20 protein-coding genes and 2 tRNA genes are annotated in these 15,995 nt (G+C 49.0%); 18 read left to right on the plus strand and 4 right to left on the minus strand.

Annotated elements, in window-relative coordinates:
- Positions 1 to 37: 37 nt before the first annotated feature.
- Positions 38 to 916: a DMT family transporter gene (locus HMPREF3022_RS07400; RefSeq protein ID WP_049331508.1), complete on the minus strand. Its 879-nt coding sequence runs from the start codon at positions 914 to 916 to the stop codon at positions 38 to 40.
- A 238-nt stretch (positions 917 to 1,154) separates the two neighbouring features.
- Between HMPREF3022_RS07400 and HMPREF3022_RS07405 the strand changes: the two genes are divergently transcribed.
- The 12 genes from HMPREF3022_RS07405 to greB all read left to right on the plus strand — a co-directional run bounded on the left by HMPREF3022_RS07405 (position 1,155) and on the right by greB (position 10,385).
- On the plus strand, positions 1,155 to 1,694 hold the full coding sequence (locus HMPREF3022_RS07405; RefSeq protein WP_070765383.1) for a gamma carbonic anhydrase family protein: 540 nt from the start codon (positions 1,155 to 1,157) through the stop codon (positions 1,692 to 1,694).
- A 14-nt stretch (positions 1,695 to 1,708) separates the two neighbouring features.
- Positions 1,709 to 2,308 (plus strand): Maf family protein, encoded by a 600-nt coding sequence (locus HMPREF3022_RS07410; protein ID WP_070765384.1) that lies wholly within the window; start codon positions 1,709 to 1,711, stop codon positions 2,306 to 2,308.
- An 88-nt stretch (positions 2,309 to 2,396) separates the two neighbouring features.
- On the plus strand, positions 2,397 to 3,176 hold the full coding sequence (gene rsmA / locus HMPREF3022_RS07415) for a 16S rRNA (adenine(1518)-N(6)/adenine(1519)-N(6))-dimethyltransferase RsmA (RefSeq protein WP_070765385.1): 780 nt from the start codon (positions 2,397 to 2,399) through the stop codon (positions 3,174 to 3,176).
- Positions 3,177 to 3,183: 7 nt separating this feature from the next.
- A complete protein-coding gene (locus HMPREF3022_RS07420; RefSeq protein ID WP_070765386.1) occupies positions 3,184 to 3,507 on the plus strand; it encodes a hypothetical protein in 324 nt (107 codons plus the stop codon).
- Entirely contained in the window at positions 3,507 to 4,235 is a 729-nt protein-coding gene (locus HMPREF3022_RS07425; protein WP_070765387.1) for an amino acid ABC transporter ATP-binding protein, read from the plus strand. Before HMPREF3022_RS07420 ends, HMPREF3022_RS07425 begins: the two co-directional genes overlap by 1 nt.
- A gap of 63 nt (positions 4,236 to 4,298) precedes the next feature.
- The gene (locus HMPREF3022_RS07430; RefSeq protein WP_049322913.1) at positions 4,299 to 4,658 is read left to right on the plus strand and encodes a hypothetical protein; all 360 of its coding nucleotides are present in this window, start codon (positions 4,299 to 4,301) and stop codon (positions 4,656 to 4,658) included.
- A gap of 4 nt (positions 4,659 to 4,662) precedes the next feature.
- Complete coding sequence (locus HMPREF3022_RS07435; protein ID WP_070765388.1) at positions 4,663 to 5,115, plus strand: protein YgfX; 453 nt, start codon at positions 4,663 to 4,665, stop codon at positions 5,113 to 5,115.
- A 38-nt stretch (positions 5,116 to 5,153) separates the two neighbouring features.
- Complete coding sequence (folC, locus tag HMPREF3022_RS07440; protein ID WP_049331522.1) at positions 5,154 to 6,437, plus strand: bifunctional tetrahydrofolate synthase/dihydrofolate synthase; 1,284 nt, start codon at positions 5,154 to 5,156, stop codon at positions 6,435 to 6,437.
- 13 nt (positions 6,438 to 6,450) lie between these two features.
- Positions 6,451 to 7,596 carry a cell division protein FtsN gene (ftsN, locus tag HMPREF3022_RS07445; protein WP_049331524.1) on the plus strand — a complete coding sequence of 382 codons (1,146 nt, stop codon included), beginning with the start codon at positions 6,451 to 6,453 and terminating at the stop codon, positions 7,594 to 7,596.
- Entirely contained in the window at positions 7,589 to 8,122 is a 534-nt protein-coding gene (locus HMPREF3022_RS07450) for a CvpA family protein (RefSeq protein ID WP_049331527.1), read from the plus strand. The genes ftsN and HMPREF3022_RS07450 overlap by 8 nt, the downstream gene beginning before the upstream one ends.
- Before the next feature lie 152 nt (positions 8,123 to 8,274).
- Positions 8,275 to 9,819 carry an amidophosphoribosyltransferase gene (gene purF / locus HMPREF3022_RS07455; protein WP_049331529.1) on the plus strand — a complete coding sequence of 515 codons (1,545 nt, stop codon included), beginning with the start codon at positions 8,275 to 8,277 and terminating at the stop codon, positions 9,817 to 9,819.
- A gap of 74 nt (positions 9,820 to 9,893) precedes the next feature.
- Positions 9,894 to 10,385, plus strand: a complete 492-nt coding sequence (gene greB, locus HMPREF3022_RS07460) for a transcription elongation factor GreB (protein ID WP_049331531.1) — start codon at positions 9,894 to 9,896, stop codon at positions 10,383 to 10,385.
- Positions 10,386 to 10,473: 88 nt separating this feature from the next.
- On the opposite strand, the gene plsY is transcribed toward greB, so the two are convergent.
- Positions 10,474 to 11,085: a glycerol-3-phosphate 1-O-acyltransferase PlsY gene (gene plsY, locus HMPREF3022_RS07465; RefSeq protein WP_049331534.1), complete on the minus strand. Its 612-nt coding sequence runs from the start codon at positions 11,083 to 11,085 to the stop codon at positions 10,474 to 10,476.
- Between the two features lie 57 nt (positions 11,086 to 11,142).
- Here plsY and folB point away from each other — a divergent pair, with 57 nt between their 5' ends.
- Complete coding sequence (folB, locus tag HMPREF3022_RS07470) at positions 11,143 to 11,493, plus strand: dihydroneopterin aldolase (RefSeq protein ID WP_049331537.1); 351 nt, start codon at positions 11,143 to 11,145, stop codon at positions 11,491 to 11,493.
- A gap of 73 nt (positions 11,494 to 11,566) precedes the next feature.
- The gene (locus tag HMPREF3022_RS07475) at positions 11,567 to 12,103 is read left to right on the plus strand and encodes an NUDIX hydrolase (protein ID WP_070765389.1); all 537 of its coding nucleotides are present in this window, start codon (positions 11,567 to 11,569) and stop codon (positions 12,101 to 12,103) included.
- Positions 12,104 to 12,231: 128 nt separating this feature from the next.
- On the opposite strand, the gene HMPREF3022_RS07480 is transcribed toward HMPREF3022_RS07475, so the two are convergent.
- Positions 12,232 to 12,870, minus strand: a complete 639-nt coding sequence (locus HMPREF3022_RS07480; protein ID WP_070765390.1) for an alpha/beta hydrolase — start codon at positions 12,868 to 12,870, stop codon at positions 12,232 to 12,234.
- A 41-nt stretch (positions 12,871 to 12,911) separates the two neighbouring features.
- Positions 12,912 to 13,706, minus strand: coding sequence for a polyamine aminopropyltransferase (locus HMPREF3022_RS07485; protein WP_049331546.1), 795 nt, complete (start codon positions 13,704 to 13,706; stop codon positions 12,912 to 12,914).
- A 215-nt stretch (positions 13,707 to 13,921) separates the two neighbouring features.
- Between HMPREF3022_RS07485 and HMPREF3022_RS07490 the strand changes: the two genes are divergently transcribed.
- From HMPREF3022_RS07490 to panC, 4 genes are all read left to right on the plus strand, one after another.
- Positions 13,922 to 13,997 (plus strand) — tRNA-Thr (locus tag HMPREF3022_RS07490).
- Between the two features lie 36 nt (positions 13,998 to 14,033).
- Positions 14,034 to 14,109, plus strand: a tRNA-Thr gene (locus HMPREF3022_RS07495).
- 128 nt (positions 14,110 to 14,237) lie between these two features.
- Entirely contained in the window at positions 14,238 to 15,029 is a 792-nt protein-coding gene (panB, locus tag HMPREF3022_RS07500; protein WP_049333454.1) for a 3-methyl-2-oxobutanoate hydroxymethyltransferase, read from the plus strand.
- A 119-nt stretch (positions 15,030 to 15,148) separates the two neighbouring features.
- A complete protein-coding gene (gene panC, locus HMPREF3022_RS07505) occupies positions 15,149 to 15,985 on the plus strand; it encodes a pantoate--beta-alanine ligase (RefSeq protein WP_049333452.1) in 837 nt (278 codons plus the stop codon).
- The last annotated feature ends 10 nt before the right edge of the window (positions 15,986 to 15,995 follow it).

Raw genomic sequence — 15,995 nt, forward strand, 5'->3', positions numbered from 1 at the left:
AGGCCGTCTGAAATTTTTCAGACGGCCTTTTTTGTATCTATTTTTTGTCTTTTAACGAACCTAAATAAATCGCTAATAAAGTCAAAGTAGCGCCGCTCCATTGGACGGTGTTAATCGGTTTATCCAGCCAGAAATAATCGATCAACATGGCGGCAACTGGTTCGGAGAGCAGTAGTAGGCCGGTTAGTGACAAGGATAAAAGCGGGATGGCGTAAGCAATCAATGCCCAAGCGAAGCATTGCATGATGATGCCGTAGATGGAGACTAGAATCACATCGTTTAAAGTTTTGGGATAGAGATGTGCAGCATCGAATAGCAGCGATGGGATGATCAGCGCTATTGCGCCTCCGAAGCTTAAAATCATCATCAGCGGAAACAAACCAACTTTTTCCTGTTCATGGGTTTTACGTACGAAAACCATAGACAGAGCCAGCATGGCACCGGACACTACGCCGCTGACAAATCCCCATGCGGCATTGTCGTTATGACCGAACTCTGGGCTGCCGATTAAGGCTACGCCTATGGTGGCCAATATCAAACTTAAAATTTGCAGGGTGCTTAGACGTTCTGAATAAAAGAAGAAGCCGATGGCGGCTAAAAAGAAAATCTGCAGGCTGTTGAGTAAGGTGGAAATGCCGGGGCCTACGGCGTGAATGCTTTCGTGCCAAAAGGCGAGGTCGAATGCGAGAAAAACGCCGGATAAGATTGCGTAGCCGACCGTTTTTCTTTTCGTGGGCATTTTTTGTCTGAAAAAACGCCCGAGCAGGAAGAATATAGGGGCGGCAATCAGCAAGCGCCAGAATGCGATGGCGTAAGAGCCGACATCGACAAATTTGACGATCAAACTGCCCAAGCCGAAGACGATGCAGCCGACGACTAGCAGGGGCGCTGCATAATTTCCCGAACGTGTGTCCATCGGCTTCTCCAAGAATCAAATGAAGGCGATTATTCCATAAAATATAGCTGGGGCGCTAATGATAAATAGTCGTAAGCCAAGATAAAGGGTTTATGATGAAAGGCCGTCTGAAAACTGTTTCAGACGGCCTTTTGATGATTTTCTGGCTTGATTTCGTATTGTTGTAGTATAAAATCGTTTTACGCCGTGTTTTCAGACGGCCTGATCAGTTTTGGTTTTGAGAAAAGGATTATTGGAAATGGCAAACCCTATTCGTGCGTTTTTGGATTATGTGCCGTCAGTTGATGAGTCTTGTTTTGTAGATGAGACTTCGGTAGTGATTGGCGAAGTGTCGCTGGCGGAAGATGTATCCGTTTGGCCTTATGCCGTATTGCGCGGCGATGTGAACAGTATTTCTATCGGCAAGCGCAGCAATGTGCAGGACGGCAGCGTTTTGCATGTGTCACATAAGAATGCGGCGAAGCCTGACGGTTCGCCTCTGATTATCGGTGATGATGTGACGATTGGGCATAAGGTCATGCTGCATGGCTGCCGAATTGGGAATCGTGTGTTGGTGGGTATGGGCTCGATTATTTTGGATGATACGGTTGTCGAAGATGATGTGATGATAGGCGCGGGCAGTTTGGTGCCTCCGCGCAAGCGATTAGAAAGCGGTTTTTTATACGTCGGATCGCCTGTGAAACAAGTGCGTCCGCTGACGGATGAGGAAAAGGCATTTTTGACGTATTCCTCTGCGCATTATGTCCGCCTGTCCGGCCAGCATAAAATTTCAAAATAAGGAAATTCAATACAATGAACGCAATTTATCTGGCTTCAGGTAGTCCGCGCCGTCGTGAGATTTTGGAAAATTTGGGTTTCACGGTACACCGCCTTTCAGCGGATATCGATGAAACCCCTAAAGAAGGCGAAGCCGCGCTGGAGTATGTGCGCCGTATGGCCGGCGAGAAAAATCAGGCGGCGGTGGCGCAATGGTTTGCTGCTCATGATCAAGAGCCTGAGTTTGCTGTATTGACGGCGGATACGACGGTGGCGGATGGTGCGGCTATTTTGGGCAAGCCGGAATCCGAGGCGGATGCGGTCGATATGCTGGAACGCTTGTCCGGACGGACGCATCAAGTGCTGACGGCTGTATGTGTTTACTGGCAAGGCGTTCGTCATGATGTGGTGCAGACGAGCGAAGTGCGCTTTAAAACGTTGACGGCTGAGGAGATTGCAGCTTATGTTGCCAGCGGCGAGCCGATGGATAAAGCCGGTGCGTATGGGATTCAGGGCTTGGGCGGCGTATTTGTCGAGCATTTGCAGGGTAGTTTTACCGGCGTGATGGGTTTGCCGGTTTATGAGACCGCTCAGCTACTAAAATCTTTGGGTTTGGAAGCGCCGCCGTTTGCTTAAAATTAGGCAAATGCTGTCTGAAAGCGTGCCGACAAAAACGCCTGTTTCAGTTACAATACTGCCTTAAACAGCTTGCTTGAAGAAAGATATGAAAGAACATAAGGCCCGGAAACGCTTCGGGCAGAATTTTTTGCAGGATACGCGGATTATTAGCGATATTGTCAACGCGGTCAGACCGCAGCCCGATGATATCGTGATTGAAATCGGCCCGGGCTTGGCAGCCATTACCGAGCCTTTGGCGAAAAAACTCAATCGCCTGCATGTTTGCGAAATCGACCGCGACATCGTACGCCGTCTGAAAACCTTGCCGTTTGCAGATAAATTGGTGATACACGAAGGCGATGTATTGCAGTTTGATTTCAACAGCATTGAAGGCAAGAAAAAAATTGTCGGCAACCTGCCGTACAATATTTCCACGCCGCTTTTGTTCCGATTGAGCGAAGTGGCAGACGATGTGATCGATATGCACTTTATGCTGCAAAAAGAAGTGGTCGAACGTATGGTGGCACAGCCGAAAACCAACGACTATGGCCGTCTGGGCGTGATGCTGCAATATTTCTTCGATATGGAAATGTTGATTGAAGTACCGCCCGAGTCCTTTGATCCTGCGCCGAAGGTTGACTCGGCCGTCGTGCGCATGATTCCGGTGAAACACCGCATCGGTAAAGCGGAAGATTTTGAACATTTTGCCAAACTGGTAAAACTGGCTTTCCATCAACGCCGTAAAACCATACGCAATAATTTGAAGGAACTTGCCGGCGATGATGATTTGCAGACAGTCGGTATCAATCCGCAGGACAGGGCAGAACACATTGCCGCTGAGAAATATGTGGAATTGAGCAATTATCTGGTTCAAAAGGCCGTCTGAAACAGTGATGGCAATTTTTAAGCAACCTCCTATTCAATGGGGGGTTCTGGGTGATTCATATTTGTGGCGCGAGTTGGTGCAGTATTTTTCAGGTAAGAATATGCCGCCTGAGCGGCACCGTTTTGAAGCGGCAATTATCGGCGCAGTTTGGGTATTGACCGGGCATCGTCTCGATAGGGAAGAGCAATTTAAAGTTAATCGGTACAATCAAGGCGGAATTTCCGGCGGCATAGTCAGTTGCCGCTTTTGGCTGGAAACAGCCATTCCTTTGCTTTGGCAGTGGCAAGTGCAACTCAAGCCCCGAAAATTTTGGCAGTTTGGAAAGAAATAATGATTAAATTCAAAAATGTACACAAACATTTTAAAGATTTGCACGTTATCAACGGCGTGAGTCTGGAAGTCAAACAAGGCGAAGTGGTCGTTGTATGCGGCCCTTCGGGCAGTGGCAAATCGACGCTGATTCGTACGGTAAACCAACTCGAGCGCATTGAAAGCGGTGAGATTTGGGTGGACGGCATCAATGTTGCCGATCCGAAAACCGATTTGAACAAAGTGCGTGAAGAAGTGGGCTTTGTGTTCCAAGGGTTCAATCTGTATCCGCATTTGACTGTCTTGGAAAATATTATTCTTTCTCCGATGAAAGTGAAAAACCAAAGCCGTGAAGAGGCGGAAAAGAAAGCGATGGAGCTTTTGGAACGTGTCGGCTTGGCGCATAAAAAAGACGCGCTGCCCGGTCAGCTTTCCGGCGGTCAGCAGCAGCGTGTGGCGATTGCACGCGGTTTGGCGATGGAGCCGCGCGTGATGTTGTTTGACGAGCCGACTTCCGCGCTTGACCCTGAAATGGTCGGCGAAGTATTAAAAGTGATGAAAGACTTGGCGGAAAGCGGCATGACCATGATGTGCGTGACCCATGAGATGGGTTTTGCGCGCGAAGTCGCCGACCGTGTGATTTTTGTCGATAAAGGCCAGATTCTGGAAGATGAAACGCCGGAAGAGTTTTTTACCAATCCGAAACACGAGCGTGCCAAACAATTCCTGCAACAGGTGATGACACATTAAACTTAGGCCGTCTGAAATTTCAGACGGCATGATCGGTTTGAATGATTTTGAAAGTTGAACATTATGTATTTTGTTGACCGTACTGCTGTCGTGTTGAAACCGACCGCCCGTTTTTTGGAATGGTTGAAATCCTCCGATGAGAATATGCCCGATTTGACCATCGAGCAATTGCGCACCAACTGCTCCGTATTCTTGGTGCCGCAATTTGACGAACCCGAATCCGTCATTTCTTATTTTGACGAACGCTACCAGCAGATTTTTGAAGCCGAATTGGCCGGCTGGGACATCGATAAAAGCAAATGGCCGCAAGACATGAGCCTGAAGGCTTTTTGGGAATTTTTCGATACCGAAATCCACGATATGGTTTTGGATATGGAAGAGGCGGAATTGAACATTACGCCTGTTTTCGACAATATGATGTAAAGCTGTGCGAAGTTTTCAGACGGCCTTAAAGCCCTCGCGTTCTTTGAAAATTCTGATTGTCTTCTTACACCTTTCGGCGTTGGCCTTATGTCTTGCCGAGTTTTACGGCTGGATGATGTGGCTGGGTTTGGCGGCGTTGGCCGGCAGTTTTGCCTATGCTTGGCGCAGCATTAATTTTCAGACTCGAAATGCGGTCAGAAAAATCATTATAGACCGCCAATACCGTGCGACGGTTTACTTGAATGGCGAGGAAGAGGGAAGAAGCGCGGTTTTGCAAGACAGCAGTATGTTGACGGTTTACGCTTTGTTTTTGCAATGGAATGTTGACGGAAAAATGGTCAAACACTGCATCTTGCCCGATATGGCCGACCGCGATGCCTACCGCCGTCTGAAAGTATGGGCGCGCTGGTGTCGGGAAAAAGAAGACAAAGCAGAACTTGCGGCAGATATGGATTAAACGGCTGTTTCAGACGGCCTTTTGAAGCGATCAATACAATGAAAACATTACAAGACTGGCTTTCTCATTTGGAGACTGCCCATAGTTCCGGCCTGATTGATATGGGTTTGGAACGTGTGGGAGAAGTGAAAAAACGCATGAATTTGGTGCCGCAGTGTCCTGTCGTCGTGGTGGCGGGTACCAATGGCAAAGGCTCCGTATGCGCCTATTTGTCGCATATTTATAAAGAAGCCGGTTTCAAAGTCGGTACGCTGACCAGTCCGCACCTTCTGCGTTACAACGAACGAATCGCCATCAACACTCAGCCGGTTTCAGACGACCTGATTGTTTCCTCATTTGAGCGCATCGAAGCGGCACGCGGTGAAATTTCGCTGACGTATTTTGAGTTTAATGCTTTGGCTGCCGTCGATATTTTCATGCATGAAAATGTGGATGTAATGATTTTGGAAGTCGGTTTGGGCGGACGGTTGGATGCCGTGAATGTATTTGATGGCGACTGTTCGGTCGTTACCAGCGTGGATTTGGACCATCAGGCATTTTTGGGCGATACTGTCGAGCAGGTCGGTTTTGAAAAGGCCGGAGTGTTCCGTAGCGGCAAACCAGCCGTGTGCGGTCAGAATCCTGCGCCTGAATCATTGGTCAAACACGCAGAAGAAATTGGCTCAAAACTGTTGATGGTTCAGCGAGATTTTGATTTTGCGTCAATGGAAAGCGTACAGTGGAACTACCGCTTCCATCCTCAATCTTCAGACGGCCAAAGCCGTAACCGCAATTCCTTGCCGTTTCCTGCTTTGCGCGGTGCCTATCAGTTGTCCAATGCCGCGTGCGCATTGACTGTGTTGGAATGTTTGAACGAACAATTGCCGGTTGACATCGGCGCGATTAAACGCGGTTTGCTGTTGGTTGAGAATCCTGGACGTTTCCAAGTTTTGCCCGGCCGTCCGCTGGTAGTTTTGGATGTCGGCCACAATCCGCACGCAGCCCGTGCTTTGCGCCGCAGCCTGATTAATCTTGCCTTTGCCCAAAAACGTACCGCCGTATTCAGTATGTTGTCCGACAAAGATATTGATGGCGTGCTGGAAATCGTTAAAGATCAGTTTGACGAGTGGAATATCGCTCCTTTAGATGTACCGCGCGGCATGACGGTAGAGGCTTTGCAGGCCAAATTGGCTGAACACGGCATCGACAATGTAAATGTTTTTGAAACTGTCGCTGCTGCCTACCGCGCTGCTTTGGCTAAAGCAACCGAAAATGATAGAATCGTTGTTTTCGGCTCATTCCATACTGTTGCCGATGTAATGGCTGTTTTGAAAGAACACTAACGAGGAAATTATCATGTCCGACAATAAACAAAAAGAAACTCCAAACGGATACGATTTAGACGGTTACGAACAACTCAAACGTCGCAACCGCCGTCGCTTGGTCTTGGCCTCCGGCTTGGTGGTGGCATCGGGTATGCTGTTCGGTCTGGCACTGACTTCCGGCGATGATAAAAATTCACCGTTTAAAGAAGCGCCTGTCGGTCAGACTCAAGTCAAAACGGCTGATGAACCCAGCAAGGCCGTTGTTTTAGAGCCGAATAAAGAGGATGTCGCTGCTGCTGAGGAGGCTGCCCGTCATGCGGATGCCGAAGCACCAAATAAACCGCAAAATGCAGGCGACGAAGAAGACAATGTGCCGGTTGAAGTATTGAAGCCAAACCGTGAATCTGCTCCCGAAGATGTCGGCGAGCCGTTGGTTTTGATTAATGATACTTTGGATGACGGCAATATTAAAGGTTTGGAAGAGTCTGAGCGTATTCAACGGGCTGAGGCCGCCAAACGCGAAGCTGCCGAACGCCGAGCCGAAGAACGCCGCCAACGCCAGGCAGAACAACGTGCTGCGGCACGCAAGGCACAAGCCCAACAGGAAGCGGATGAAAAAGAAAACGCATTGGCTGCTAAAAAACGTGCACTTCAAGCGCGTGCTGAAAAAGCAGAGCGTGAAGCTGCTGCTGAACGCAATAAATTGGCACAATTGGAAAAAGCAGAGAAAGCCATTGCCGAGCGTAAATCTGCCAAAAACAGCAAAGACAGCGTAAAAGACAAGGCCGAACCTACTAAGAAAGCAGAAGCCAAAGTTGAAAAACCAAAAAATGAAAAAGCTAAACCAGAAACGGCCAAAGCAGAAAAAGCCGATAAGGTAAAAACTGCCGAGAAGCCGTCTGAAAAAGCCAAGCCTAAAGCTGAAAAAGAAACAGCAGAAGCTAAACCTGCGAAAAAAGCCGCTATTCAGGCTGGTTATGCTGAAAAAGAACGCGCACAAAGCCTGCAACGTAAAATGAAAGCCGCAGGTATCGATTCAACCATTACTGAAGTGATGACCGATAAAGGTAAGGTGTATCGCGTGAAATCAGCCAGTTATAAAAATGCACGCGATGCAGAGCGCGATTTAAACAAATTGCGTGTACATGGCATTGCCGGTCAGGTGACCAGTGAGTAATTTGCCTGTTGCCGATTTGTTGGCTGCCGCTGTCATCGTCATCTGCATCATTATCTCGTTGACACGGGGTATTATTGCCGAAGCAGGGGCGATGGTGGCGTGGGTGGTATCGTTTATTGTAGCCAGAACGCTCGCTGTGCCGTTTGCCGATGTGGTCTTTAAATCGGTTGAACCGCATTCCTTGGCGGTTGCCATGGGTTTTGCCGCTGTGTTTTTTCTGGCATGGCTGTTGCAGAAACTGGCACGATCGCTGTTGAGCAGTTTGATGTCTGCCGTTGGTTTAGGAAGCATCAACCGTTTGCTTGGCGGCGTATTCGGTGCTGTGAAAGGTGTGATTTTGGTGACACTGGCAGTGATGGTTTTTTCACACACTGATTTGCCGAAAACGGAAGAGTGGCAAAGTTCGCACACAATTCCGTATTTTGAATCACTTGCAGATGCTGCGATGCCTTATCTGCCTGGAAAAGATACCGCAATGCCGCATCTTTCGGGTAAAGCAGCTGAAGTTGAAGAATTGGATGATTGAGTTTGACGGATTCAGACGGCCTATGGGTCGTCTGAATCCGCTTTTATTTGCGTAAATTTGACATCATATTGTCAACAATTCGAGCAAACTCATCTAAATTATTTTATAATGACAGCTTACCCATTTAATCTTCAAACTCGGAGAAGCACGATATGTGTGGTGTATTAGGTTTGGTTAGTCATGAGCCGGTCAATCAGATGTTGTATGATGGTTTGCAGATGTTGCAACACCGTGGTCAGGACGCAGCAGGTATTGTTACTGCCGAAGGCAATATATTTCATATGCACAAGGGCAAAGGCATGGTGCGCGAAGTGTTCCGTACCCGCAATATGCGCGACTTGGTCGGTAATGCAGGCATTGCACATGTCCGCTATCCGACTGCAGGCAATGCGGGCAGCAGCGCAGAGGCTCAGCCGTTTTATGTCAGCTCCCCATTCGGCATTGTTTTGGCACACAATGGTAATCTGACCAATACCGAAGAGCTGTATGAAAACGTATGCAACAAACACCTGCGCCACGTTAATACCAGCTCCGATTCTGAAGTCCTACTCAATGTATTCGCGCACGAATTACGCCGTGAAGTCTCTAAAAATACAGCTCCTTATCAACTCACCATCGACAATATTTTCAACGCCGTTTCCGAAGTGCACCGTTTGGTGCGCGGCGCATACGGAGTAGTAGCCATGATTGCAGGATACGGCATGCTGGCTTTCCGGGATCCTTTCGGTATCCGTCCATTGGTTTTGGGTTCGCAAACCGATGAATCCGGCAAAAAATCTTATGCCGTTGCCTCCGAATCCGTTGCCTTTAATGCACTTGCCTATGATTTGGAACGCGATATCCAGCCGGGCGAAGCCGTATTTATTGGTTTTGACGGCACGATTATTTCCCGTCAATGCAGCGATAAAGCCAAATTAAGCCCTTGTCTTTTTGAATATGTTTATTTTGCCCGCCCGGACTCCGTCATCGATGGCGTTTCCGTTTATCAGTCCCGTATGGATATGGGTGTATCTTTGGCAGAAAAAATCAAACGCGAGCTGCCTGTCGATGATATCGATGTCGTGATGCCGATTCCCGATACCAGCCGACCCAGCGCGATGGAGCTTGCCGTTCATCTCGAAAAACCTTACCGCGAAGGTCTGATTAAAAACCGCTACATCGGCCGCACCTTTATTATGCCCGGCCAAGCAACACGCAAAAAATCAGTGCGCCAAAAACTCAGCCCGATGGAAACCGAGTTTAACGGCAAAAGCGTTTTATTGGTGGATGACTCCATCGTGCGCGGTACGACCAGCCGTGAAATCGTTGAAATGGTACGCGCGGCAGGTGCACGCAAAGTCTACATTGCTTCTGCCGCTCCTGAAGTACGCTATCCAAATGTGTACGGCATCGATATGCCGACTCGTGAAGAACTGATTGCAAACGGCCGCAGCGCGGCAGAAATCGCAGCCGAAATTGGCGCGGACGGTATCGTCTTCCAAAACTTAGAAGACTTGGAGGCAGTAGTCAAAGCGCTCAATCCAAAAATCGAATCCTTTGATTCCTCATGCTTTAACGGTGTTTATCAAACCGGCGATATCGACGAAGCGTATCTGAACCGCCTCTCTACCGAAAAATCAGGTTGTGGTGGCTTGAAAGTACATCCAAGCAAAATGGAACACAGCATCAGTATCAGCGATAGCGATGATGAAGAATAAAGTAAATTGACTTACAATAAAGGCCGTCTGAAAATTAACGTTCAGATGGCCTTTAATTATGTTTTAAACACATCATGAGTACCGAAACCAAAAATTACATCACGCCTACCGGCTGGCAGGCATTGAAAGACGAACTTTATCACCTGGTCAACAAAGAACGCCCGGAAATCGTCCAAATCGTTAACTGGGCGGCAAGCAATGGCGACCGCAGCGAAAACGGTGACTATCTTTACGGCAAACGCCGCATGCGCGAAATCGACCGCCGTATCCGCTTCCTAACCAAACGCTTGGAAGCCGCCGTCGTCGTCGATCCAGAAGCGCGCGAAGCCACGGACCAGATTTTCTTCGGCGCAACCGTTGGCTTACTGCGCGGAGACGGTCGAGAACAAACCGTCAAAATCGTCGGCGTAGATGAAATCGATACCGCTAAAAACAAAATCTCATGGATTTCACCTTTGGCACGCAGCCTGATTAAAGCACGCGAAGGCGATGAAGTTGTCTTGGATACACCAGAAGGACAGGAGGTTATAGAGATTTTGTCGGTAGAATATATTAAGATTGACTGATTATGCGTGAATAAAGCAAGTGAAACTACAAAAGGCCGTCTGAAAAATATACTTTCAGACGGCCTTTTATTTGAATGTATCTACGCTTTTAAGATTTTCCGGCTTTATCTCCGATTTTGCTTTCTTTGCCTTGAATCAGGTTTTGAATATTGCTTTTATGGCGGTACAACACCAATGCGGCAATGAATACGGTTGCCCATGCCCAAGAGGCGTGTGGCATCATGAAGAAGGCGAAGATGGGTGCGCAGACGGTGGCGACCAGTGCGGCAAGGGAAGATACTTTGAAACCGAACGCCATGACCAGCCAAACCAAGGCACAGAGCAGGGCGGTTGCGGGGGAGAGGGCGAGCAAGACGCCCAATGCGGTGGCTACGCCTTTGCCGCCTTTAAAATTGAAAAATATTGGCCACATATGGCCGACCAATGCGGCGATGGCAACCAGTGCTATCGTTGCATCAGACAAATTTAAAGTATCTTGCAGACAGCGTGCCAAGATGACGGCAACCAAGCCTTTTACTGCATCGCCGAGCAGGGTCAGTGCGGCCGCTTTTTTCTTACCGCTGCGCAAGACGTTGGTGGCGCCGGGGTTGCCAGAGCCGTAAGTGCGCGGATCGTCCATGCCGTAATATTTTGATACGATGACGGCAAAAGACAGGGAGCCGATAAGATAGGCGGCAATAATGGCGAGTACATTGAACATTTTGGGTGCTTTACTTAAAATGGGAACGGATATTCTATCAAAAAAACGGACAGGCAAATGGATAAAATCTTTTTGTGCGGCATGAAGGCCGATACTTTAATCGGCGTATATGATTGGGAACGCGAGCGTAAACAGACTTTGATTTTGGATTTGGAAATCAGTGTTCCCGAGCGTACCGGCACGAGCGACGATATCGGCGATACCATCCATTATGGCGAAGTATGCGAAGTCGTACGCCGCAGCCTTGCTGAACAGGATTTTTTACTGCTGGAAACTTTGGCGGAACATATCGCCCAATTGATTTTGAATGATTTTGGTGCGGCCAAAGTGCGCGTCCGTATTGTGAAACCGGGTATCTTGCCCGATGTGGCGCAGGTCGGTATTGAAATTGAACGTGTTCGGGAATAGGGCTTATCTATGCCGTCTGAAAAAGCATTTCAGACGGCCTTTAATATTTAATAATTTGGAAATGAGGTAAAAAATGGATTTGAAAGAAACTAAATTAAGCAGCGAGCCAATCTACGAAGGTTCTTTTGTTACCATCAGCCGCGATCGGGTGCGCCTGCCCAACGGCAACGAAAGCCAACGGGTTGTGATCCGCCATCCGGGTGCTGCGTGTGTGTTGGCGGAAACGGAAGACGGCAAAGTTGTTTTGGTTCGCCAATGGCGTTATGCCGCCGATCAGGCGACGTTGGAATTGCCGGCGGGTAAATTGGATGTGGCGGATGAAGATCCTGCCGAATGCGCTTTGCGTGAGTTGGCAGAAGAAACGCCATACGTTGCCGACAGCGTCAAACTGTTGTACTCCTTTTATACAGCAGTCGGTTTTTGCGATGAAAAAATGTATCTCTACCAAGCGCAAGGTGTGCGTTTAGGCAGCGAGTTGAGCAATGATGAGGATGAAATTACAGAAACCGTCCTGATGAGCAAGGACGAGGTGCGCAATGCATTGGCAAACGATAAAATCAAAGATGGTAAGACTTTGATTGGTTTGCAGTATTGGTTGACTCAGAATTGATATGTTAAGCAGAAAATCCTTGATGGATTTCTGAATACTTGAGCCTGATATTTGATAATAAGGTTTCATACAAACAAGGCCGTCTGAAAAAGCTTTCAGACGGCCTTGTTTTATTTTGTAGCCGGATTTTAGCCTAATAAAGCCGGTGCAAACCGTGTAATCGTATCGCGTAAAACGATGAGTTTGCCGTGGAAGAAGTGGGACGAGCCGGCAATGGTTACAACTGGCAGGCCTTGTGGTTCTGCCCATGTCAGGGCTTTGTTGATTTCGACGACTTCGTCTTCCGCGCCATGAATCATCAATGTTTTGGCGATATCGGGAACGTCGGATGGTTCAGGACGGTCGGTGTAGTGATGGACGGCAGCGCCCATCAGCAACAGCAAATCAGGCGTGCGTTCTTGGGCGGCAAAGGTGGAAACGTAGCCGCCAAATGAAAAGCCAGCCAGGGCGAATTGCGGTGCGTCTGGATGTTGCGCGCGGGCGTAGTCGATAACGGCAATGCAGTCTTGCGTTTCGCCGCGGCCGTAGTCGTGTTCGCCTTCGCTATTGCCTACGCCGCGCAAATTGGGCAGGTAGCAATGGAAACCGAGTTGGCTGAGGGCTTTGGCGGCGGTTTGGATGACTTTGTTGGTGTTGGTGCCGCCTTGCAGGGGATTGGGGTGGTTGATGACGGCAACGCCGCGGGCGGATTCTTGTGTGCTTGGCAGGTAGATGGTTTCCAGTAAACCGGCCGGGCCGGGGATTTGAATGATGTCGGGTTTGAGCATGAGTGTGTCCTTGTTTGTTTTTTCAGACGGCCTGAAGCGGTTTACAGATAAAAATTCTTGCCGTTGTTTTGGTTGTTGGCTTTCAAATCAGCAAGCATCCGTTTGAAGTCCAAGCCGTATTTTTCGCTTAATTTTTCGGCGCGTTTTTTCAGGTTGTCGAGATTTTGTTCTTTAGGGCTACTTTGGAACGCCATGACCGCTACGTTGCCGTGGCTCTCAGCAGGCAGCTCGAGCACGCGGCCGTCAAAGACGTTGAGCAGGCGTTCGACAAAGCGTTGGTAACGCTGGTCGCCGCTCCACCAGTTGGTGACAAATACGCCGTCTGAAGAGAGGGCGTTGCGGCAGTCTTGGAAGAAGGGCTCTTCCACCAAAGTATCGATAATCTGTTCGCCGTCAAAACCATCTACCAAAATCACATCGGTATTGTGGCGGAACACTTTAATATATTCCGCGCCATCCGCCTCGATAATTTCAAAATTTTCGCCTTCGTGCGGCAATTCAAACAGGCTGCGCGCCACGGCGATGACTTGCGGATTGATGTCAATGGCGGTTTGCTTGGTGTGGGGCAGATAGCTGTCTATCCAACGGGCAAACGAGCCGCCGCCCAAGCCGATTTGGGTGATGTGTTTGGGCGGGGTTTCTGCAAACAGCAGCCAACCCATCATGGCGCGGCTGTACGACAACACAAGCTTGGACGGATGATCGACATTCATGGAGCTTTGAATGGTGTCGCTGCCCAAGTGGAGGGAACGGATATTGCCTTCTTCGGAAATGCCGACTTCGGGCAGATGGGATTTAGCTGGGCGCAGGCGGCGGTAAGGATGGCGGGGTGGCATGGGTGCAGACGAAAGATGTAAAAGGCGTTATTTTAACAGAAACAATGATGTTTTGTGCTGGAGCGGTTTTCAGACGGCCTTTGAGCGTGTTGAATTGAGAGGTAAGGTATTTATTTAATTTTCTTTAAAATCATTGGTTTTTATAATTTCGTGAGTAACTTTGTTTTAAAATGCTTGCCAAAATGGGAACTTATCGGCATAATTCCGACTTCTTTGCCGGTATAGCTCAGTTGGTAGAGCACCTGACTTGTAATCAGGGGGTCCCGAGTTCGACTCTTGGTGCCGGCACCAGTTAAAGACTGATGGTGCCGCAAGGCATTTCAGTAGGCCGGTATAGCTCAGTTGGTAGAGCACCTGACTTGTAATCAGGGGGTCCCGAGTTCGACTCTTGGTGCCGGCACCAATTAAAAGCCCGATTGTGAAAGCAGTCGGGCTTTTTGCTTATGCTTTGATATTTTAAAAGCAGACCTTATAATACCGCGTTTCCATTACAACAAAGGGCTGCCCGTCGGGCGGAACACACAAAACACCATGATTACCGTAAACACTTTGCAAAAAATGAAAGCAGAGGGCGAAAAAATCGCCATGCTGACCGCTTATGAATCCAGCTTTGCCGCGCTGATGGACAATGCCGGCGTAGATGTATTGCTGGTCGGTGATTCTTTGGGTATGGCGGTGCAAGGTCGTCAGTCCACTTTGCCAGTGAGCTTGCAGGATATGTGCTACCACACTGAATGCGTGGCTCGTGGCACTAAAAATGCCATGATTGTCAGTGATTTGCCATTTGGCGCATATCAGCAGAGCAAAGAGCAGGCATTTGCGGCGGCGGCAGAGTTGATGGCGGCCGGCGCGCATATGGTCAAGCTCGAAGGCGGTGTCTGGATGGCGGAGACCACTGAATTTCTGCAAATGCGCGGTATCCCTGTTTGCGCCCACATCGGCCTGACCCCGCAATCCGTGTTTGCATTCGGCGGCTATAAAGTTCAAGGCCGAGGCGATAAGGCGGAAGCGTTGCTCAACGACGCCAAAGCGCATGATGCGGCAGGTGCGGCAATCGTATTGATGGAATGCGTTCCTGCGGAGTTGGCGAAAAAAGTGACCGAAACCGTTTCTTGCCCGACCATCGGTATTGGCGCAGGCGTGGATTGCGACGGTCAGGTTTTGGTGATGCACGATATGCTCGGCATTTTCCCCGGTAAAACCGCCAAATTCGTGAAGAACTTTATGCAGGGCAAAGACAGCGTTCAAGCTGCGGTCAAAGCTTATGTGGACGAAGTCAAAGCAAAAACGTTCCCATCTGTCGAACATACATTTGCCGGATAAAATAAAAACCAGGCCGTCTGAAACTTATTTCAGACGGCCTTTTTAATGAATAAAAGCGTATAATCGGCGCGTGATTTCCGTTGATAAAACGGCGGAAAAGATAAAGGATTTTTCAAACCATGCAAATCATTCATACGATTAAAGAATTGCGCGAGTGGCGCAAAACTGCCGGAAAAGTGGCATTTGTACCGACTATGGGCAATCTGCACGAGGGCCATCTTGCGCTGGTGCGCGAAGCAAAAAAACGTGCCGATAACGTTGTGGTCAGCATTTTTGTCAACCGCCTGCAATTCGGACAAGGCGAGGATTTCGACAAATATCCGCGCACTTTGCAACAAGATGCCGACAAATTGGCAGGAGAGGGCGTTGCCGTCGTGTTTGCGCCTGATGAAAAAGAGCTGTATCCGAATGTGGAACAGCGTTTCAATGTCGAGCCTCCGCACCTGCAAAACGAATTGTGCGGCAAATTCCGCCCGGGCCATTTCCGCGGCGTTGCGACCGTTGTGACCAAGTTGTTCAACATCGTTCAACCCGATACCGCCTGTTTCGGTAAAAAAGACTATCAGCAGCTGGCGATTATCAAAGGCTTTGTCGAAGACTTGAATTTCAATATCGAAATCGTCCCGGTTGATACCGGCCGCGCTTCAGACGGCCTGGCACTTTCCAGCCGCAACCAATATTTGAGCGAAGCAGAGCGCGCAGAAGCACCGCGCCTCTATCAAGAGTTGCAAAACATTGCCACTGCCCTGAAAAACGGCAATCTTAATTACGCCCAGCTTGAGGCCGAATGTATCCGCCGTTTGACCGATGCCGGCTGGGTGGTTGATTATGTTGAAATCCGCCATGCACAGAGCTTGGCAGTAGCTCATGTTGGCGATAAAGAATTGGTGGTGCTTGCCGCTGCCCGTTTGGGTGCCACGCGCCTGATTGATAATTTGGAAGTGGCTTTGGCTTAAAACCAAGCTG

Origin of the sequence: Neisseria sp. HMSC065C04 (assembly GCF_001815375.1) — a bacterium.
Taxonomy (GTDB): domain Bacteria; phylum Pseudomonadota; class Gammaproteobacteria; order Burkholderiales; family Neisseriaceae; genus Neisseria; species Neisseria flavescens_D.